This is a genomic window from Microbacterium testaceum StLB037, assembly GCF_000202635.1.
Classification (GTDB): domain Bacteria; phylum Actinomycetota; class Actinomycetes; order Actinomycetales; family Microbacteriaceae; genus Microbacterium; species Microbacterium testaceum_F.
Genome location: NC_015125.1, coordinates 772,155 through 790,196, shown reverse-complemented (window position 1 = coordinate 790,196; position 18,042 = coordinate 772,155). Strand labels below are relative to the sequence as shown.

The following is an 18,042-nucleotide window of genomic DNA, read 5'->3' as shown; positions in this document are numbered from 1 at the left end:
GTGATCGCTCTCTACCCGCCCGCAGATGGTGTCGCTGTCGCTCTCCTCGCAGGTGCCGCCGTCATGGCGATGGAGGCCACCCGGGACCGCTCGGGCAGCGTCGAGCGTGCTCTGGCAGGCTTGCCCGTCCGGCAGCGCGAGGCGGCGTTCCTCGTGCACTTTCCGTCGCTCGCAATCGCCACACTCGTCCTCGGAGTCCCGCTGGCACCTGCGGTGGCAGCGCTGCTCAGCATCGGCCGCTCGACCGCCGAGGCGTTTCTTCTCGTGGCCGTGTCGCTCGGGGCCGGCCTCATCACCATCGGCATCCCGTATCTCGGAGTGTGCGTCCTGCTCGGATCGCCGCGATGGGATGCCGTGCGCTTCCCGACCGTCCTCCTCCTGTGGGGCGCCGCATTCTGTGCGCAGACGGGCTATGCACTTCGTGCCTTGGCGGGCGGAGATCCGCTCGTCCCTCTACCCCTGACCGTGACCCTGGTGGACACGCTCCGCGGGACTCTCAGCACGGGCACGGCGGTGACGGCGATCGTCGGGGGCGCCGGGGCAGTGGTCGGTGTGGCGATGCTCTTCCTGTTCTCGCCTGGCTCGCGTCGAGCCCCCGTTCTCCGGGTGCGGTGGAAGGGGCACCACCGGGTCTGGGGAGAACTGTTGTACGCCCTGCGCGACTCGTCACTGCGGGCGAACGTCGCCTTGGCCGCCCTGATGAACGTCTTCCTCGTGGTGATCTCCTTCTGGATCCCGTCGGAGGTGCGCGCGCAGACCGAAGGCATTGTTCTGCTCCTTGTCGGCATCTTCGCTGTCGCTGCAGCCCGACCGATCCGCGGTCTTTACCCCGGCTCGCTTCCCGTACAACGGCTGCTGGTGATGGATCCGACGTCCTGGGCGCTCTCGACCTCGTTCGTCGTGGTCATCGTGGCGATGCTGGTTGCCGCGCCCGGCGCTGTGCTCTTCCTCGGCTCGTCGGATCCGACCGCGTCGGCTCTCCGGTCCATCGGGACGTGGGCCGTCAGCGCAGCTGTCGCGACAGGCCTGGGTGCAGTCGTGCCGGTCGGCCCGCGAAACGTCCTCGGACAGGGACTGAGTGGGGGAGCCTCGATCGGCGCTTATCTGGCCCTTTCCCTCACTCTCCAGCCGATTGGTACCGATCGCCCGGGGCTCCTCGTCGCCCTGAGCGTCGTCCTTCTGGCGGCATCCGTCCTGCTGGCCGTCATCGCAGAACGCGTGCGCTGGCGACCGGTTCTCTCAAAAGAAAGGGGTCTCTCCATATGAAGACGACGAACGCCCGTCGAATCGTCCGCCGCACCATGATCTGGCCAGGAGTGATCTCGATCGCCCTCTGGGGGGTCGCGATCGTCATCACCGGAGCCATCTTCGTCGGAGTGTCCGAATCGGCGCGGGCCGCGGTTAACGGCGTGGTCATCCCTGCAGGCTTCGTCGGGCTGCCGCTTTTCGAGGGCTTCCACAACGAGGGACGGTTCGGCGTGCGCCCCGAGTGGGGATTGCTGGTGATGCTCATCGTCCCAGCAGTGGTCGGCATTCTGCTGTCCCTCATCGCCCTCGCGCGTGAGGTGTCGCATGAGTGAGCTCGTCGCATGGACGGTACTCGCCCTGCTCCTCGCCCTTACAGAGCTCGCGTTCGCCCCGGCGCGAAGCGGGTCGCGCTCGCCGCGGGGTGAGGCGACCGACCGACTCGCGCAGATGCTGACAGTCGTCGCCATCGTCGGACCGCCCCTGCTCGCCCTGATCCGCTGTTCTCCGCCGGGCTTGCCTGCCCTGGCGATCGGAGTCGGGATCGCGGCGAGCGGGATCGCCTTGCGGGTCGTCGCGATGCGAGTCCTCGGTGAGCGATTCCAGCTCACACCCCGCGAGGTGAGCGAGGCACCCCGCCTCGTTACATCGGGGCCGTACGCCGTGATCCGACACCCCGGGTACGCGGCACTTCTGCTTGCGTTCAGCGGTCTTGCGCTGGTCGGCGGCGGGGTGCTCGGTCTGCTGTTCATCGCGCCACTGGTGGGCGGCGTCGTCGTCCGCGTCGCGATCGAGGAAGAGATCCTTCGTGCGGAGTTCGGCGCGAGCCATGTCGACTACGTCAAGGAGACCCCGTGGATGTTGCTGCCCCGGATCCGGTGAACGCCCCGCGTCGAGACGTCGCGGCCGCTTCACAGGTGTTGCGCGAAGGGCGGGAAGCTGCGCGCCGACGCGAACGCCGACGATTGATCGGTGCGTGGCTTCTCATCGCCGCATTGGTGGGCTTATCGATACCGGGGCTCGTCGTCTACTTCTCCGGCCACGGTTGAGGCAGCGCGGTGTTACGCCCCACTACGCCCCAGATCGCCCGGCTCCATGGCATCCCGTAGCTTCGTCTCACCAACCCCTTCGAAGGCAGGTGAAGCCATGTCCCGCACGATCTCGTCGACAGTCCACCCGATCCAGCGCTGCATGGCAGCCTCGAATCCCTCGGCGTGGTGGGACGGACTCGTGGTCGACGCCGATGGCACGACGGCGACCGTCGCGCTGCTGAACGGCGCGACGGTGGCACTGCGGGTAATCGGCCCGGCCGTCGACATCGCGGAGGGGGAGCCCGTGGCTTACCACCCGGTCGCCGAACTTCTAAGCGCGGCGACGGTCATTACAACCGCGCGCGTCGCGTAAGCGGCGGGTTACGCCGTCATCGAGGCCATCATGGCCTCGCACTTCATGACCATGTCGTCGCAGGCCATCGCGCAGTAGCGGCACATTTCGTCCATGTCGGCGTGGGCGCGGCACTCGGCGGCGCAGGCCTTGCCCATGGTCATGCAGGCGGTCATCATGGCGCTCATCACGTCCATGTTCATGCCTGCCGGACGCATCATCATGTGCATCGTCGCCTGAGCCATCTCGACCATGTTCGAGCACATGGCGCAGCACGTGGCCATCTCGGGGCCGTGCATCATGTCGCTGCCGGCGCACATCGCCGCGGCCATCGCGCACGCGTTCAGGGACTGCATGCATTCCTGCATGGCATCCATGTCCATGGTCATCTCGCCCATGTCCATCGACTTCATCATGGCCATCGTGTCCATTGCTTCTCCCGAGTGCTCGTTGTGACGGAGGGACCGGATGCCGCGGAGGGACTCCGGCGTAGGGCGATCGTACGCGGGGTCGCCGTCACGTGACAGTGCTCGCAGCAGGTTGATCGGTTGCTGGTAAGGCGTTGTGCAATGCGGATGCCGGGGGCCCGGCATCCGTCTTCCTGCGTCGACGCGAGGACGCCGGTCCATATCGTCTGCGATGCGCGCAACCTCAGCCAGAACGGACGGATGCCGACGGAGTTTGTGCGCATCGCGGAGGTTCTGCGCCGCTGCTCAGCGCTGAATCGCTGTCGAAGCGCGCTGGCCTTCGGGCAGGGAGCCTTCGACCCCCTGTGTGTGCCGAGCTCCCCGACCGGCTCCCGAGACGTGCCGGATGCTAAAGGATGCGGCGAAAGCGAGGCCCAGAATAGCCCTCGCGCTCGACGTCGCCGGTGAACATGTCGACCGGACGAACCCAGAACGAGTAGTCGTCGTAAAGCTTGCGGTACGACACGAAGACCTCCTCGGTCTCGGAGTGCCTCGTCGTGCCGAACACCTCGTAGCGCTGGCCCTTGAAGTGTTCGTAGATGCCGGGTTCGATTGTCATGCGGCGTGCTCTCCCTTTTGCGGATGAAACACCAATCGTTGCAGGCGATCCGGTAGGGCGTGGGCTGCGGGTTCTCGTATCTCTGTCACGGAAGCGGCTTCGCCGGCAGGAATCCGACGGCGGTGCGGCGCGGTCGATCGTCACGTCGGCGTCATGATCGTCCGCGTCTCCGAAGCCCATCTGCGCGAGGGGGAGGAGGAGGAGTTTCTCGCCCGCCTGACCGAACTCGTGACATCGTTCCCCGAGACCTATCCGGGGATGCTGCGGCACGAGATCCTCGTCGACGACGTCGATGCTCGACATGAGCAGTACGTGAGCGCTGGGGCGCATGAGGGATACGCCGGGAAAGAGTGGCGCACGCGTCCCGTGACGTTTCCGGACGAGGAGCGCTTCCTGTCGCGTCCGCTCGAGCTGCGGCACTTCGTCTCGGTGGACATCGCCTCCTGACGCGCTCGTCCGTCGCGCATCGGTCGGGTGATCGACACCGAGCGGCGAGGGTGCATCTCAAGGCGAGGCGGTCGACGCGCTGCGACGCCGCGCCCGGCCGGAACGGCCTACGGAACGCGGATGCCGACGGACCTCAACTCCAGACCGGCGAGACGCCGGGTCACCTCGGGGTCTCCGCGGCGCCACGCGCCTAGGGCGTCGGAGTCGATCTTGCTGATCGCCGTGATCTTCTGATTCGTCAGGGCGCGGAGCGTGAGCAGGTCGGTGTTGAGGCCGGCGCGTATCTGTGTTCGGGCGTGCGTCGCCCGCCGGACTCTCCCACGCAGTGGCGGCCGGCACGCTTCGCGCGCACACCGCGCCCCGAGGCGACAGCTTCGCGATCGCGACGACGACGGCCCCCTTAGCCCCTGCTCATTCCGACGTTGCCGAGCCCTTTACGCGAGATTGAGGAAGAGCTTCTCCAGTTCCTCGACGGTCAGGCGGTTCGCGCCGTCGGCTCCGGATGCCGAGCCGTCGTCGGCAGCGCCGTCGGTCAGGCACTCGCGCATTGCGGTGGAGATGATGGCGAAGCCAGCGCGGTCGATCGCGCTGCTCACCGCGGCGAGTTGCGTGACGACTTCGCGGCAGTCGCCGCCCCGCTCGACCGCCGCGATGACGGCGGTGAGTTGTCCCTGCGCGCGCTTGAGGCGGTTGGCGATCTTCCGGACCGCTTGAGGGTCGTGGAGTGCGCGTTCCGACTCGCTCACGCGGTTCCCCCTCGGCGGGTGTCGGCCGTGGACTGGTGCATGGCTTCTCCTGTGTGGTGGTTGGGATGGTTCACGCGGCGGCCGCGCCGGCCACCCAGGTGCGGTAGCCACCGTCGAGATTACGGACGTCGTGGCCGAGCTGTGTGAGGAGACGCGCGGCGGTGTGACCGCGTTGTCCCACCTGGCAGTGCACGATGATCGGCCGACCGAGCAGTTCATCGTGTCGTGCGCGCAGCTCATCGAGGGGGATGTTGCGTGATCCGGGGATCGCGCCCGCCGTGTACTCGGTCGGGCTGCGGACGTCGACGAGGAGCGCACCTCCTTCCATCGCGGACGCGAGTTCGTGCCATTGCAGCGAGCGCGTGGTACCCGTCGCGAGATTCTCCGCCACGTAACCGAGCATGTTGACCGGGTCTTTCGCGGATCCGTACTGCGGTGCGTAGGCGAGTTCGAGCTGCGAGAGGGCGGTGGCGGTGAGTCCGGCCGCCATCGCGACGGCGATGACGTCGATACGCTTGTCGACGCCCGTGCCGCCGACGATCTGAGCGCCGAGGATCCGGTCGGTCCCTGGGTCGACGAGCAGTTTGATCGCCATCGACTCCGCGCCGGGGTAATAGGTCGCGTGCGAGGCGGGGTGGGTGTGGATGACCCGGTGAGGACGTCCCGCAGCGACCAAGCGACGTTCGTTCCAGCCGACGAGGGCGACGGTGGTTCCGAGCAGACCGAGGATCGCCGTGCTGAGCGCGGGAGCCGTGGCATCCGGTGTCCTTCCGGCGATGTCGTCTGCGGCGGCACGTCCGTGTCGGTTCGCCAGGCCCGCCATCGTCACCAGGGTCGGGATGCCGTCGACGTGATCCTTCTTCTCGACGCCGTCGCCGACCGCCCACACGTGCGGAGCAGAGGTGCGGTGGTGGGAATCGACGGCGATTCCGCCGGTGTTGCCGAGGCGGATGCCTGCCGCTGCGGCCAGAGCGGAGTCCGGCCGGACGCCGCTGGCCTCGACGACCAGCACCGCCTCGACGCGTTCCCCGTCGCTGAGGTGCACGAGGCCGGGCTCCGCCCCCGTGACCGTCACGCCGAGGCGGACGTCGACGCCCGCGTCGCGCAGAAGGGCGAGAACCGGTGCCGCCATCTCCGGATCCAGCGGCGAGAGGACCTGTCGACCGCGGGACACGAGTGTCACCCGGGCGCCGCGCGCGCGGAGGTTCTCCACCGCCTCCAGCCCGATGAACCCCGCGCCGACCACCAGGACGCGCGGTTCCGGCCCGGCGTCGGCGAGCACTTCGAGCACGAGGTCGACGTCGTCGACGCTGCGGAGCGTGTGGGTGGGGATGTGCGGCGCGGATGCGCCCGGACCCGCGGTCGCTCCGCTCGCGATGATCAGATCCTCGTACCCCTCGACCCGGTCGATGCCGGTCTCGAGGTCGCGGACGGTTACTGTCTGGGCGGCGGTATCGATCGCCCGTACCTCGTGCCTGACGTGCACGTCGATCGCGAACCTGCTCGCGAACGATTCGGGTGTCTGCAGAAGCAGAGACGCGCGCTCGGGTATCACACCCCCGATGTGATACGGCAGCCCGCAGTTGGCGAAGGACACGTGAGCGCCCCGCTCGTAGACCGTGATCTGTCGGTCCTCGTCGAGTCGGCGGAGTCGTGTTGCCGCGCTCATGCCTGCCGCGACTCCACCGATGATGATCGTCCTCATGTGTGTCAGTATACCCCGGGGGGTATTATCTCGACCCGGCGATCGCACCGTGCGGTCGTGTATCGACGAACGGAGACGGCGGATGTGCCGACAGGTGACCTGTACGACGTGTGGCAAGGTGACGTGGGCCGGGTGCGGCCAACACGTCGATCAGGTGATGCGCGGTGTGCCCCAGAAGGACCGCTGCAAGGGCCACGAGAATGAGCCCTCGACGGGAGGATTCTTCTCGCGCCTGCTCGGGCGCTGATCCGACGGCCGGCCGATGGGCGGGTATCCAGCTCGCGCGAGGGCTCGGCGCCCGGGGCGGGTCAGTCCGTCCGCGACTGCAGGTACTCGCAGAGGCGGCCGGTGGTCAGGAGCTCCTCACCGAGAGCGATGAGATGCCCGCCCGAAAGCGGGAATTCCCCGGACCGCTCCGTGAGGGCAGCCGTCCATTTCCGATCGCAATCGACGTTCAGATAGATCGACGCGGGGCCGTGATTCAGGTGGACGGCGACGATTCCTGATTCGAGGTGCTCGGGGTCTTCCTGGGGAAGGACGTGCACCGTCGCGTGGGCGACATGGTCGTGCTTTTCGTAATCAGCGACCCATTCCGTGATTTCGGCGAAGGTGGGGCGCGAGCACGTCATGCGTTGAGACTAACGGCCCGGGGGCGCAATTCTGTCCCCTCCCGGCAGATCGCCGCACCGGCGCACGCTAAAGGTGTTGTCGGGGGATTCCGGTGCGGGCCGCCTCGCGGTCATTCCCCGTCCAGATGTATCCGACGATTCCGATGACGAGGGCGGGGAGCACCGCCGACACGGCGAGCATTCCGAGTCCGGCCGCGAAGCCGTCTCGCGCGAAGATCGGCGCCGTCCCCGACATCAGGACGATGAACGCGAGGACCGCGGCGAACCACAGGCGATGGCGATGTTGCGGGGTCATATTGCTTCACCTCCTCGGATGCGATCGCTGCTCTCTCTCCACGGTTCCTCGGAAAGCCTGCGAGCGCCAGCGATTTCAGGAACCGCTCAGGATCGGTCCCGCGTCTGCAACGCTCTGCCTTCTTCCCGCTGCGACCCTCGACCCGCCATCATCGACTCCATGGCCGACACCATCGACGCGACAGACCTCGCCCACCTCCACCGCGCGATCGCGCTGTCGCAGCTCGCCCGCGAGCACGGCAACCACCCGTTCGGCGCGCTCCTCGTGACCGCCGACGGCCGGGTCGTCGAGGCCGAGAACACGGTGCTCACCGAGCGAGACGTGACCGGTCACGCCGAGACGAACCTCGTGCGTCGCGTGTGGAAGGACCTGGATGCCGCCGAGTTGCCGGCATCCACTCTCTACACGTCGTGCGAGCCCTGCGCGATGTGCTGCGGCGCGATCTTCTGGGCGGGGATCGGCCGCGTGGTCTACGCGCTGTCGGGGACTGGGCTCATCGCCCTCGCCGGGCCCGAGGACGACGGCACCGCGCTCGACCTTCCGTCGCGCGAGGTCTTCGCGCACGGCACACGCGCGATCGAGGTCTCGGGGCCGCACCTGGAGGAGGCAGCCGCTCAGCCGCACCGCGGTTTCTGGTGATCCCGCTTTCGGGCACGGCACCGCCGAACTTAGGCTCGGTCCCGGCGGTCGTCGAGGAGGGCGGGTTCGGGTGAGCGAAGTGGGATCGGCGATTGCCGACGTCGAGTTCGCTGGGGAACAGATCGTGCTGCACCTGGAGGATGGCCGCGCGCTTGCCGCGCCGCTCGCGTGGGCCGGGTCCGCCGTGGTCGCGATGAACGCGGCCGACCGGGCCGGATGGGTACGCACCGAAGACGGCAGAGGAGTGAACTGGCCCGCCGCGGGACAGACCTCGCCCGAGGGCAAGCTGAACGTGTGGACCCTGGAAGAGGACGCGCTCTATGAAGACGCGCTCGCACAGGTGAAGGCCGCGGCCTGGGATGTCTCGGTGCTCTCGCCGCGATCCCGCGCCCTCGTCGCGCTATGGAGATTGGTGGCCGACGGCAACAACGGCGGGCTCGTCCAGTTCCTCGGCAATTGGGGCGGGGATGAAGTCCGCGTGGCCCTGGACGCGCTCGCGGCGGTCGGGGCCGACCGCACCCTCGGCATCGTTCGCGAGTTCTGGCGAGAGGTCGAACCGCTCACCGAGCGCGAGGACGTGAACACCCCCGAGGAGTTCTGGGCGGCGATGCGGGACTCCGACCTCTCCGATCGCCTCGAAGCCCTCGACGAGAGCTTCTGGGAGGCATCCCCCGAACTCACCCGGCTCGTCGCCCGCCATTTCGGACCCGCGCCGTCCGCGCGGTGACCGGCGCTCAGGCTCCCTGGGGGAAGGCCAGCGCCCGTAGCTGCTCGAACGTCTGACGGTGCTGCGCGCGCAGCGCCGCCCACCCCGCCGCCGGGTCGATCGTCTCGGGGGAGGGGACGGCGACGGCGAAGCCGTGCTGTGCGCGGGGAACCGACTCCCCGGGGAGGCGCAGCTCCTGCGTGAAGGCGCCGGTGTCGGGGGCGAACGTCAGGGTGTGGGCGGCGATGTCGTCGTCCCAGTCCGCCGACGGCAATGACATGAAGCTCACGCGGCGCGGCGGATCCAGCGGTGCCGTGGCCGAGACCCAGCATCCGTGGTGGTCCTCGCCAGGGGAGAGGATCGTGTACGTCCCGCCCCGCCGATAGACCAGCAAAGCTTCGGCGAACGGTTTGCCGGAGAACATCGCGGTGTAGAACAGGGCCTGCGCGTAGATCGGCTCTCCGAGGGTCACGGTGACGGTCGACGTCTGCGGGGGCATGGGGCACCATTCTGTTTCGAGAGGCGGGCCTCTCCATTCAAGAAGCGCGGGCCTCGCGGCGACAACGTGTGTCGCCGCGAGGTCGCTCAGACCTCGCCCTGCGCTGGCTGAGAGCCCGCGGCCGGTCACGCCACCGCGCGGATGACGCCCGTGATGATGAGCGTGATCACCGTCGTCCATAGGACGATCGCCGCAGCCTGCCAGGCGAGCACGCGCATCGGAGGCACGCCGGTGGACGTAAGGGCAGCGGCCGTGAACTGCGTGGGCAGCAGCAGCGGTCCGAGCAGGCTCACGCCCGGCGTCCCGTACCGGTGGTAGGCGCGCTCGAACTTCTCGCGCCGGGCCGTGACGGGCTTCTCGGCGCCCCCGCGACGCGTGGTCACGGCAGTGCGCACGCGCGAGGTCGCGAGCACGACGACCGCCACGCAGATCAGGTTGCCGATCGCGCCGGCCAGAGCGGCGACCACGGGAGGGATGCCGCCGATGATGCCGATCGCGGCCGCCCCCTCGCCCTCGATGAAAGGCACCGCGCCGGCCAGGGCGACGACGAGGGGCTGGACGAGGTCGGGGACCTCGGCGACGAGGTTCTGGAAACCGAGGACGAGGTCGGAGACGGGGTTCGACATGGCTGCTCCTGGGGGATGAGGACCGCGGCGCTTCCGCGGTGATTCCATCCCAGCCAGGGCGGCCCCCGGGCGGCAGTGTCGCGGTGTCACGGCGATCCCGGAGGATGTGAGGCCCGACCCATGACGAATGTCACGGCCGTACAGTGGCCGGAGTGAGCACATCCCCCGCCGCGGCCTACGCCCGAGACGTCCGCGTGACGTGGTGGTACACGGTCGTCTCGATCATCATGCTGCAGGTCTTCGGCCTGGTCATCTGGACGCTCGTGCTCGTCCTGAACGAGCACGTGGCGACCACTGCGCTGTACCTGGTCGGGGCGGCCGGGTCGGTGGCATCCGCGATCCTTCTGCTCGTGCACTACCGGCGCGAGCCGCTGGACGAGAACGACACGGTCGCGCGGCGGCCCGTGTGGCCGCTCGTGCTCGCCGGTGTCGCTGCTGCCGCGCTCGCCGGCGGAGCCGCGGGGTCGCTGCTTCTCGGGGTGGTGCTCGCGGCGCAGGCGCTGTGCCTGGTGCGGTGGCGGGCCGGGGTGCGACTTCGCCTCGTGGTGATGCTGACCCTGGTGATCGTCGCGGCATGGGTGATCGAGGCCGCCCACCTCAACCCTCAGGGGTACGTCGCCCAGGTGCTGGGCATGGGGATCTTCATCGCGATGCTGCCTCCGCTGACCGCGACGTCGCTGTGGTGGTGGGATATCGTCCGCGAGCTCGACCGCGCCCGCCGCGCCGAGGGGCGGCTCGCCGCAGCACAAGAACGCCTGCGCCTGGCGAGCGATCTCCACGACCTGCAGGGCCACCACCTCCAGGTCATCGCGCTGCAGCTCGAGCTCGCCGAGAAGATGATGGGGCGCGACCCGGAGGCCGCCGTCGAGCAGGTACGTGCCGCACGGGCGAGCGTTGACGATGCGCGGCGCGGCACCCGCGACCTCGCGGCGCGGTTCCGCGGGGTGCCCCTGCCCGACGAACTGGCCAATGCCGCCGACCTGCTCCGCGCCGCCGGCCTCACCGTCGAGCTCCTGGTCGATACCGAGGCCGGTCGAGCCCCGGCCGACGTGCTGGGCCCGGTGATCCGCGAGTCCACGACCAATGTGCTCAAACACGGCGGCGGGGTGTCGGCATCCCTCTCCCTGGCTCGACACCGGGGCTCGTGGGTGCTGATCGTCGAGAACGACGCGCGCCCCGCCGCGTCTCCGGTCGGAGACGGGGCCGGTCTCTCCGGGATCGCCGAGCGCGTCCGAACCGTCGGAGGAACAGTGGATGCCGCCCACGCGGGCGATCTGTTCCGAATCACCGTTCGCGTGCCCGAGGAGGTGCCGGCATGATCCGTGTGCTCATCGCCGATGACGAAGACATGATCCGCACGGCGCTCGCCGCGCTCCTGCGCCTCGAGCCCGATCTCGAGGTCGTGGGGGAGTGCCGCGACGGCGAGAGCGCCATCGCCGAGGCCGAGCGGCTGCGGCCCGACGTGTGCCTGCTCGACCTCGAGATGCCCGGTCTCGACGGCGTCGACACGGCCGCGCGGATCCTCCGGCGCGTCCCCTCGCGCTGCGTGATCGTCACGCGTCACGCGCGGCCGGGCGTCCTGCGTCGCGCGCTCGGGGCGGGCGTCGACGGGTTCTTGCCGAAGTCCCGGCCCGCGGATGACGTCGCCGCGGTCATCCGCGAGGTCGCCGCCGGACGCCGGTACGTCGACCCCGAGATCGCCGCCGACGCGCTGAGCGACGAGCGCAGCCCCCTCACCGACCGGGAGCTCGACGTGCTGCGGGCGGGCGCGCGGGGGGAGACGGTGGCCGAGATCGCAGCCTCCCTGCATCTGTCCGCCGGGACGGTGCGCAACCACGTGTCGTCGGTGCTGGGGAAGCTCGGGTTGGCGAGTCGGCAGCAGGCGACGATTCATGCGCGGGAGCGTGGGTGGATCTGAGACTCAGCGGATGACGGCTTCCTCCCGGGCGCCGACGACCGCCGCCGCTGCGGCCAGCAGCACCGCGAGCTGCGTCGCGACCCGGCGACGCGGGGCGATGGGAACGGCGGGCAGCCGGTCGGCGTCGGTCACCCACGCGTCGAAGACGGCGAGCGCCTCACGATGGGCCGCGCGCACCTGAGGTGCGGCATGATCCGCCGCGGCCTCGGCATCCAGGACCCGTAGCAGCGCTCCCGCCCCGCGGAGGCCGACGGCGTGAGGGGCGGAGGCGAAAGCGGCTTGCTCCGCGTGCGTGGCTTCGCGCGCGCTCAGGGCGGGGTTCTCGAGCACCGCGCGCCAGCTCTCGCGCAGGGGAGCCACCGCGGCCCGCGCGTCGTTCACGGAGGTGAGGAACGGCGAGGTGGGTGCGAGGGCGGGCTCCACGGCATCCGCGATGCTCTTCAGACGGTGCGCGCGCGTGTCGAGGTCGGCGAGGGCGCGCCGCACGACGGTTCCGAGGGACTCGCCGCTCGGGCCGGGGTCAGTGGCACGCGGGGCGAGCCGTGCCGGCACCCGGCTGACGACCGAGACGGGGCCGTGGGGCCGCGTGTCCGCGGCGGTGCTCGCACCGATGTCGCGGAACGGATCGTCGGCGGCCGGGTCCAGCGCGACGACACCGGGCGCCAGAGAGGCGGAAACCGGGGTGTCGCACACCACGGAGACCGGGGGGAGCCCGACCACGGATGCCGCTCCGGCGAGGGCCGCGGCCAGTGCGGGCTCGGGGGAGCTGACGGAGGTGAAGACGCCTTCGACGTGCGTGCCGTGGAGCGAGACGAGCAGCTGCGGCTTCACCTCGTCGATCACCCTCCTGAGCGCCGCCGTCTCGGAGAGGGGGTGATCGGCGGAGCTGGGCAGCCCCGGGTGCGGGAGCGTCCCGTCTGCCGCGGAGCGGCGAGGTCCGTGTGCAGAGGCGTGTCGCTCGTACCAGGTCTCGTTGAGCCGTGCGCCGTCGGGATCGAGGCACGGGACGATGTGCCATCGCGCGGCGATACCGGCCAGAGGAGCCGCGCGCTCCCGGAGCAGGCGCACGAGCTCCTGCACCGTGCGGAATCCGGCCGGCCCGTCCGGCAGCGCCCCGGCGGAGACGAGGATCGATGCGTCCCCCTCGCCGACCGTGAGCATGCGAACCGGATGCCCGTCGCGGGAGGTTCCGATCCGACGGACCGCGACCGAGCCGGGGTGTCGCCCGGCGACCTCGTCGATCCACGCGTCGAGCTCGTCCACCGTCGGAAACGTCTCGAACTCTGGCACCGTCGCCGCGATCGCGTCGAGCGGGGAGGGGTCATCGGGGAGAGTCATGGCGCGAGGGTAGGGCGCCATCGGACCCGGATGCCTCGACGTCGCGCCCCCACGAAGGGGATGAAACCGTGAGGGGGCGGCATCCGGAGTCCCTCCCATTGAAGGGGCAACCGTCGGGCGTTCTCACCCCCGTCGGGTAGGGTGGACGATTGGCGCAGATCTCTTGATATCGAGAGACTTTCGCCTCCTCCCACCACCGATCGCCCAGCGAAGGATTGTCCGTGGATCTCTACGAGTACCAGGCACGTGATCTGTTCGAAAAGTACGAGGTGCCGGTGCTCGCCGGCATCATCGCCGACACCCCTGAGGAGGCGAAGGCGGCCGCGGAGAAGCTCGGTGGCGTCGTCGTCGTCAAGGCTCAGGTCAAGACCGGAGGCCGCGGCAAGGCCGGCGGTGTGAAGGTCGCCAAGAACCCCGACGAGGCCTTCGAGGCGGCTCAGGCCATCCTCGGTCTCGACATCAAGGGCCACGTCGTCAAGCGCGTCATGGTCGCCGCGGGCGCTCGCATCGCCAAGGAGTTCTACTTCTCGGTGCTGCTCGACCGTTCGAACCGCTCCTACCTGTCGCTGTCCAGCGTCGAGGGCGGCATGGAGATCGAGGAGCTCGCCGTCGAGCGTCCCGACGCGCTCGCGCGCATCGAGGTCGACCCGATCGAGGGCATCACCCCCGAGAAGGCGCTCGAGATCGCTCGCGCCGCCAAGTTCGACGAGGAGCTCGCGCCCAAGGTCGCCGACGTCTTCGTCAAGCTCTACAACGTCTACAAGGGCGAGGACGCCACGCTCGTCGAGGTGAACCCCCTCATCCAGAGCGAAGACGGCGACATCATCGCCCTCGACGGCAAGGTCTCGCTCGACGAGAACGCCGGCTTCCGCCACCCCGACCACGAGGCGCTGGAAGACAAGGACGCGGCCGACCCGCTCGAGGCCAAGGCCAAGCAGCACGACCTCAACTACGTCAAGCTCGACGGCCAGGTCGGCATCATCGGCAACGGCGCGGGTCTGGTCATGTCGACCCTCGACGTCGTCGCGTACGCCGGCGAGAAGCACGGTGGCGTCAAGCCCGCCAACTTCCTCGACATCGGTGGCGGCGCCTCGGCGACCGTCATGGCCGCCGGTCTCGACGTCATCCTCGGCGACGAGCAGGTCAAGAGCGTCTTCGTCAACGTCTTCGGCGGCATCACCTCGTGCGTCGCCGTGGCCGAGGGCATCGTGAAGGCCCTCGAGATCCTGGGCGACACGGCGACCAAGCCGCTCGTCGTCCGCCTCGACGGCAACCAGGTCGAAGAGGGTCGCGAGATCCTCGCCGGCGCCAACCACCCGCTCGTCACCCTCGCCGCCGGTATGGACGAGGGCGCCGACAAGGCCGCCGAACTGGCCAACGCGTAAGGGATAGGGAAACAGAACCATGTCGATCTACCTCAACAAGGACTCCAAGGTCATCGTCCAGGGCATCACGGGCGGCGAAGGCACCAAGCACACCGCCCTCATGCTCAAGGCCGGCACCCAGGTCGTCGGTGGCGTGAACGCCCGCAAGGCCGGCACCACCGTCACCCACAAGGACGCCTCCGGCAACGACGTCGAGCTGCCCGTCTTCGCCTCGGTCGAAGAGGCCATGCGCGAGACCGGCGCCGACGTGTCGATCGCGTTCGTGCCCCCGGCCTTCACGAAGGACGCGATGGTCGAAGCCATCGACGCCGAGATCCCCCTCCTCGTCGTGATCACCGAGGGCGTGCCCGTCGGCGACACCGCCGAGGCCTGGGCCTACGCGAAGTCGAAGGGCGAGAAGACCCGCATCATCGGCCCGAACTGCCCCGGCATCATCACGCCCGGTGAGGCGCTCGTGGGCATCACGCCCGCGAACATCACCGGCAAGGGCCCCATCGGCCTCGTGTCGAAGTCGGGCACCCTGACCTACCAGATGATGTTCGAGCTGCGCGACCTCGGCTTCTCGACCGCCATCGGCATCGGCGGCGACCCGGTCATCGGCACGACGCACATCGACGCCCTCGCGGCGTTCGAGGCCGACCCCGAGACCAAGGCGATCGTCATGATCGGCGAGATCGGTGGAGACGCCGAAGAGCGCGCCGCCGCCTACATCGCCGAGAACGTGACCAAGCCCGTCGTCGGCTACGTCGCCGGCTTCACCGCCCCCGAGGGCAAGACCATGGGCCACGCCGGCGCCATCGTCTCGGGCTCGGCCGGTACCGCTCAGGCGAAGAAGGAGGCCCTCGAGGCCGCCGGAGTCAAGGTCGGCAAGACGCCGTCCGAGACCGCGTCGCTGATGCGCGAGATCATCGAAGCGCTCTGACGTTTCGGTTCTGAGGGCCCGGATGCCAATGGCGTCCGGGCCCTTTCGCGTATGCGGGGATGCGAGTCGGGGCGCCGCGCCCGCGAGGACGCACTCGTTCGTCGAGGACGTACCGGATCGCCGTTGAACGGACGCGTCCTCGACGAACGAGTGCGGTCTCAGCGAATGAACGTCGCGGTAGCAGCGAAGAGGGGGTCCGGATGCCGTGGCATCCGGGCCTCCTCTTCGTCGGGTTTTCACATGCCGTCGGCCTTCATGGCGTTGACGATCAGCACGTGCCGGTCGGCGTTCTGTTCCGACCACTCGTTGTCGTAGTTCAGTCCGTAGGGCCAGAAGTGGCCACCGCCGCACGAGATGGTGGCGTTGTCGCCGTCCCAGCTCTTGATCAGCGCGTTGACGTTCGGGCCGGTCCACGTACCGGTGCTGCAGTTGCTCGACCAGCCGCTGCTCTGGTCAACGCCGAGGGTATGCGCGATCTCATGCAGCGCGGTGCGCTCCGACATGTACGACCGGTTCTCGCCGAATCGCAGGTCTCCGTTGCCGTTGCCCTCGGCCGTGGGGACGCCCGGGGCGTAGGACACGTTCAGCTGCTTCGTGAGGTCGGAGAGGTTGTTGTACCGCGTCACCGCGGCGTCGACGGCGGCGGTGATCTTCGCGTACGCGTCCTGCTGGTCGGCCGTGGGATTGGCCTCGGTGTGCAGGGTGTACGTGATCTCGCCATCGGCCGCGAGAGCGGGGCCAGCGTTCCCCGCACTGGTGCCGCCGAGGGCGGCGGCCACGAGGACCGCGGCGCCCAGGGAGCGTCGACGACGGGAAAGGACATTCGTCATCTGCATGATTTCTTCTCCTTCGAAGCGACGGACGCGACCTTGCGCCCGCGTGACGAACGTACGGAAAAACGCTCATGTTGACGCCAACATGGCAGAACTCTCACACCGGTCTCATCTTCACTGTCGCTTCGGCGGCCGGGGCGGTTGACGCTGCCCGGTTCGGCCACAGGGTGGCCGCAGACAGAGCGAAGGGGCCCGGATGCCATGGCATCCGGACCCCTTCGTGAGCAACGCTCAGCCGAGAAGCGCCTCGACCGGACCGCGGGCGAAGAAGATGACGAAGCCGGCGGCGACGATCCACAGCAGGGGGCTCACCCGACGGGCGCGGCCGGACAGGGCCTGGATGAGGACCCAGCTGACGAAGCCCGCGCCGATGCCGTTGGCGATCGAGTAGGTGAGGGGCATCACGGTCACCGTGAGGAAGACCGGGATGAGCACCGACAGGTCGCTGAGGTCGACGTGGCGGATCTGGCCCATCATCAGCGCTCCCACGATCACGAGCGCTGCGGCGGCGATCTCGGTCGGAACGATGCTGGTCAGCGGGGTGAAGAACATCGCCAGCAGGAATAGGCCACCCGTGACGACGTTCGCGAGACCCGTGCGGGCGCCCTCGCCGATGCCGGAGCCCGACTCGATGAACACGGTGTTCGACGACGACGAGGTCGCACCACCCGCCACGGCGCCGATACCCTCGATCACCAGCGCCGAGCGCAGGCGCGGGAACGTGCCGTCGGGGGCGGCGAGACCGGCTTCGCGAGAGAGGCCGGTCATCGTGCCCATCGCGTCGAAGAAGTTCGTGAACACGAGCGTGAAGACGAGCATGAGAGCGGCGAGCACGCCGATCCGGCCGAACGAGCCGACGAGGTCGACCTGGCCGACGAGCGACAGGTCGGGGAGGCTCACCCACTGCGCGGGCAGCTTCGGCACGCTGAGGCCCCAGCCGCCGGCGTTGCCGTCGGCCTTGGCGCCCAGGCCCGTCACCGCCTCGACGATCACGGCGATGACCGTGCCCGAGAGCAGACCGATCAGCAGCGCGGCCTTGACCTTGCGGACGAGCAGCACGGCGGTGATGACGAGGGTGAGGACGAACAGCGCCGTCGGAATCGTGGCGATCGACCCGCCCACGCCGAGGCCGACCGGGGGAGAGTTGAGCCCGGTCGAGGTGACGAGGCCGCTGTCGACGAAGCCGATGAAGGCGATGAAGAGGCCGATGCCGACGGTGATCGCGGTCTTGAGGGCGAGCGGCACGGCCTCGAAGATCATGCGCCGGAGGCCGGTGACGGCGAGCAGCACGATGATGAGGCCGTTGATGACGACCAGGCCCATGGCCTCGGGCCACGTCACCTCACCGACGATTCCGACGGCGAGGAACGAGTTGATGCCCAGACCGGCGGCGAAGGCGAAGGGGAGGCGCGTGACGAGGCCGAACAGCATCGTCATGACGCCGGCCGTCAGCGCGGTGACGGCGGCGACCTGCGGGAAGCCGAGGGCGTTTCCTGCGACGTCGGGGGTTCCGGACAGGATGATCGGGTTCAGGATGACGATGTACGCCATCGTCACGAACGTGACCACGCCGCCGCGGATCTCCGCGCCGACGGTCGAGCCGCGGGCGGTGATCTCGAAGAAGCGGTCGAGGCCGTTCTTCGGTGCGGGGGCGGCCGTGGTCTCGGGAGCAGAAGCGCTCATGAAGGCTCCAAGAAACA

General features: G+C 69.1%; 23 protein-coding genes. 12 read left to right on the top strand and 11 right to left on the bottom strand.

All coding sequences use genetic code 11. The features are described 5' to 3' along the window. From MTES_RS03610 to MTES_RS03595, 5 genes are all read left to right on the top strand, one after another. Positions 1-1,266 (top strand): hypothetical protein, encoded by a 1,266-nt coding sequence (locus MTES_RS03610; RefSeq protein WP_043360976.1) that lies wholly within the window; start codon positions 1-3, stop codon positions 1,264-1,266. Positions 1,267-1,316: 50 nt separating this feature from the next. Then, positions 1,317-1,580: a transcriptional regulator gene (locus MTES_RS03605; RefSeq protein ID WP_231848136.1), complete on the top strand. Its 264-nt coding sequence runs from the start codon at positions 1,317-1,319 to the stop codon at positions 1,578-1,580. Beyond that, complete coding sequence (locus MTES_RS03600; RefSeq protein WP_013583826.1) at positions 1,573-2,127, top strand: methyltransferase family protein; 555 nt, start codon at positions 1,573-1,575, stop codon at positions 2,125-2,127. The genes MTES_RS03605 and MTES_RS03600 overlap by 8 nt, the downstream gene beginning before the upstream one ends. Beyond that, on the top strand, positions 2,100-2,294 hold the full coding sequence (locus MTES_RS19195; RefSeq protein WP_013583825.1) for a hypothetical protein: 195 nt from the start codon (positions 2,100-2,102) through the stop codon (positions 2,292-2,294). Before MTES_RS03600 ends, MTES_RS19195 begins: the two co-directional genes overlap by 28 nt. Before the next feature lie 97 nt (positions 2,295-2,391). After that, entirely contained in the window at positions 2,392-2,649 is a 258-nt protein-coding gene (locus MTES_RS03595) for a hypothetical protein (protein WP_013583824.1), read from the top strand. Between the two features lie 8 nt (positions 2,650-2,657). On the opposite strand, the gene MTES_RS03590 is transcribed toward MTES_RS03595, so the two are convergent. Together MTES_RS03590 and MTES_RS03585 are read right to left on the bottom strand one after the other, a co-directional pair. Beyond that, positions 2,658-3,059, bottom strand: coding sequence for an aldehyde dehydrogenase (locus tag MTES_RS03590; protein ID WP_043360970.1), 402 nt, complete (start codon positions 3,057-3,059; stop codon positions 2,658-2,660). Between the two features lie 385 nt (positions 3,060-3,444). Further along, complete coding sequence (locus tag MTES_RS03585) at positions 3,445-3,654, bottom strand: DUF1653 domain-containing protein (RefSeq protein ID WP_013583822.1); 210 nt, start codon at positions 3,652-3,654, stop codon at positions 3,445-3,447. A gap of 153 nt (positions 3,655-3,807) precedes the next feature. Here MTES_RS03585 and MTES_RS03580 point away from each other — a divergent pair, with 153 nt between their 5' ends. Beyond that, positions 3,808-4,101 carry an antibiotic biosynthesis monooxygenase gene (locus MTES_RS03580; RefSeq protein WP_013583821.1) on the top strand — a complete coding sequence of 98 codons (294 nt, stop codon included), beginning with the start codon at positions 3,808-3,810 and terminating at the stop codon, positions 4,099-4,101. Between the two features lie 434 nt (positions 4,102-4,535). Here MTES_RS03580 and MTES_RS03575 read toward each other — a convergent pair whose 3' ends face one another. The 4 genes from MTES_RS03575 to MTES_RS03560 form a co-directional block, all read right to left on the bottom strand. Then, positions 4,536-4,847, bottom strand: coding sequence for a metal-sensitive transcriptional regulator (locus MTES_RS03575; RefSeq protein ID WP_013583820.1), 312 nt, complete (start codon positions 4,845-4,847; stop codon positions 4,536-4,538). A 70-nt stretch (positions 4,848-4,917) separates the two neighbouring features. Next, positions 4,918-6,552, bottom strand: a complete 1,635-nt coding sequence (locus MTES_RS03570; RefSeq protein ID WP_013583819.1) for an FAD-dependent oxidoreductase — start codon at positions 6,550-6,552, stop codon at positions 4,918-4,920. 308 nt (positions 6,553-6,860) lie between these two features. After that, positions 6,861-7,181, bottom strand: a complete 321-nt coding sequence (locus tag MTES_RS03565; protein WP_013583818.1) for a hypothetical protein — start codon at positions 7,179-7,181, stop codon at positions 6,861-6,863. A gap of 67 nt (positions 7,182-7,248) precedes the next feature. Further along, positions 7,249-7,476: a hypothetical protein gene (locus MTES_RS03560; protein ID WP_013583817.1), complete on the bottom strand. Its 228-nt coding sequence runs from the start codon at positions 7,474-7,476 to the stop codon at positions 7,249-7,251. Between the two features lie 159 nt (positions 7,477-7,635). On the opposite strand from MTES_RS03560, the gene MTES_RS03555 reads away from it, so the two are divergent. Together MTES_RS03555 and MTES_RS03550 are read left to right on the top strand one after the other, a co-directional pair. Further along, complete coding sequence (locus MTES_RS03555; protein ID WP_013583816.1) at positions 7,636-8,115, top strand: nucleoside deaminase; 480 nt, start codon at positions 7,636-7,638, stop codon at positions 8,113-8,115. A gap of 70 nt (positions 8,116-8,185) precedes the next feature. Continuing rightward, positions 8,186-8,842 (top strand): DMP19 family protein, encoded by a 657-nt coding sequence (locus MTES_RS03550; protein WP_043360968.1) that lies wholly within the window; start codon positions 8,186-8,188, stop codon positions 8,840-8,842. Between the two features lie 7 nt (positions 8,843-8,849). Here MTES_RS03550 and MTES_RS03545 read toward each other — a convergent pair whose 3' ends face one another. Then, positions 8,850-9,320 carry a hypothetical protein gene (locus tag MTES_RS03545; RefSeq protein ID WP_013583814.1) on the bottom strand — a complete coding sequence of 157 codons (471 nt, stop codon included), beginning with the start codon at positions 9,318-9,320 and terminating at the stop codon, positions 8,850-8,852. 125 nt (positions 9,321-9,445) lie between these two features. Next, complete coding sequence (locus tag MTES_RS03540; protein ID WP_013583813.1) at positions 9,446-9,946, bottom strand: hypothetical protein; 501 nt, start codon at positions 9,944-9,946, stop codon at positions 9,446-9,448. Between the two features lie 152 nt (positions 9,947-10,098). Here MTES_RS03540 and MTES_RS03535 point away from each other — a divergent pair, with 152 nt between their 5' ends. Together MTES_RS03535 and MTES_RS03530 are read left to right on the top strand one after the other, a co-directional pair. Beyond that, positions 10,099-11,265 carry a sensor histidine kinase gene (locus MTES_RS03535; protein ID WP_043362044.1) on the top strand — a complete coding sequence of 389 codons (1,167 nt, stop codon included), beginning with the start codon at positions 10,099-10,101 and terminating at the stop codon, positions 11,263-11,265. Next, complete coding sequence (locus MTES_RS03530; protein ID WP_013583811.1) at positions 11,262-11,864, top strand: response regulator transcription factor; 603 nt, start codon at positions 11,262-11,264, stop codon at positions 11,862-11,864. The genes MTES_RS03535 and MTES_RS03530 overlap by 4 nt, the downstream gene beginning before the upstream one ends. A 3-nt stretch (positions 11,865-11,867) precedes the next feature. Here the strand turns inward: MTES_RS03530 and MTES_RS03525 are convergent, their stop codons facing one another. Further along, positions 11,868-13,202, bottom strand: coding sequence for a M14 family zinc carboxypeptidase (locus tag MTES_RS03525; protein ID WP_043360966.1), 1,335 nt, complete (start codon positions 13,200-13,202; stop codon positions 11,868-11,870). Between the two features lie 221 nt (positions 13,203-13,423). Here MTES_RS03525 and sucC point away from each other — a divergent pair, with 221 nt between their 5' ends. Together sucC and sucD are read left to right on the top strand one after the other, a co-directional pair. After that, complete coding sequence (gene sucC / locus MTES_RS03520; RefSeq protein WP_013583809.1) at positions 13,424-14,587, top strand: ADP-forming succinate--CoA ligase subunit beta; 1,164 nt, start codon at positions 13,424-13,426, stop codon at positions 14,585-14,587. Positions 14,588-14,606: 19 nt separating this feature from the next. After that, positions 14,607-15,509 (top strand): succinate--CoA ligase subunit alpha, encoded by a 903-nt coding sequence (sucD, locus tag MTES_RS03515; protein WP_013583808.1) that lies wholly within the window; start codon positions 14,607-14,609, stop codon positions 15,507-15,509. Between the two features lie 236 nt (positions 15,510-15,745). Here sucD and MTES_RS03510 read toward each other — a convergent pair whose 3' ends face one another. Together MTES_RS03510 and MTES_RS03505 are read right to left on the bottom strand one after the other, a co-directional pair. After that, positions 15,746-16,345 (bottom strand): hypothetical protein, encoded by a 600-nt coding sequence (locus tag MTES_RS03510; protein WP_013583807.1) that lies wholly within the window; start codon positions 16,343-16,345, stop codon positions 15,746-15,748. A gap of 228 nt (positions 16,346-16,573) precedes the next feature. After that, the gene (locus tag MTES_RS03505; protein WP_013583806.1) at positions 16,574-18,025 is read right to left on the bottom strand and encodes an NCS2 family permease; all 1,452 of its coding nucleotides are present in this window, start codon (positions 18,023-18,025) and stop codon (positions 16,574-16,576) included. Between the last annotated feature and the right edge of the window lie 17 nt (positions 18,026-18,042).

Coding starts and splice junctions, on each gene's coding strand:
- MTES_RS03600 (WP_013583826.1), top strand. CDS start 1,573: ATGAGTGAGCTCGTCGCATGGACGGTACTCGCCCTGCTCCTCGCCCTT.
- MTES_RS03595 (WP_013583824.1), top strand. CDS start 2,392: ATGTCCCGCACGATCTCGTCGACAGTCCACCCGATCCAGCGCTGCATG.
- MTES_RS03590 (WP_043360970.1), bottom strand. CDS start 3,059: ATGGACACGATGGCCATGATGAAGTCGATGGACATGGGCGAGATGACC.
- MTES_RS03585 (WP_013583822.1), bottom strand. CDS start 3,654: ATGACAATCGAACCCGGCATCTACGAACACTTCAAGGGCCAGCGCTAC.
- MTES_RS03580 (WP_013583821.1), top strand. CDS start 3,808: ATGATCGTCCGCGTCTCCGAAGCCCATCTGCGCGAGGGGGAGGAGGAG.
- MTES_RS03570 (WP_013583819.1), bottom strand. CDS start 6,552: ATGAGGACGATCATCATCGGTGGAGTCGCGGCAGGCATGAGCGCGGCA.
- MTES_RS03565 (WP_013583818.1), bottom strand. CDS start 7,181: ATGACGTGCTCGCGCCCCACCTTCGCCGAAATCACGGAATGGGTCGCT.
- MTES_RS03560 (WP_013583817.1), bottom strand. CDS start 7,476: ATGACCCCGCAACATCGCCATCGCCTGTGGTTCGCCGCGGTCCTCGCG.
- MTES_RS03555 (WP_013583816.1), top strand. CDS start 7,636: ATGGCCGACACCATCGACGCGACAGACCTCGCCCACCTCCACCGCGCG.
- MTES_RS03545 (WP_013583814.1), bottom strand. CDS start 9,320: ATGCCCCCGCAGACGTCGACCGTCACCGTGACCCTCGGAGAGCCGATC.
- MTES_RS03540 (WP_013583813.1), bottom strand. CDS start 9,946: ATGTCGAACCCCGTCTCCGACCTCGTCCTCGGTTTCCAGAACCTCGTC.
- MTES_RS03530 (WP_013583811.1), top strand. CDS start 11,262: ATGATCCGTGTGCTCATCGCCGATGACGAAGACATGATCCGCACGGCG.
- MTES_RS03525 (WP_043360966.1), bottom strand. CDS start 13,202: ATGACTCTCCCCGATGACCCCTCCCCGCTCGACGCGATCGCGGCGACG.
- sucD (WP_013583808.1), top strand. CDS start 14,607: ATGTCGATCTACCTCAACAAGGACTCCAAGGTCATCGTCCAGGGCATC.
- MTES_RS03510 (WP_013583807.1), bottom strand. CDS start 16,345: ATGCAGATGACGAATGTCCTTTCCCGTCGTCGACGCTCCCTGGGCGCC.
- MTES_RS03505 (WP_013583806.1), bottom strand. CDS start 18,025: ATGAGCGCTTCTGCTCCCGAGACCACGGCCGCCCCCGCACCGAAGAAC.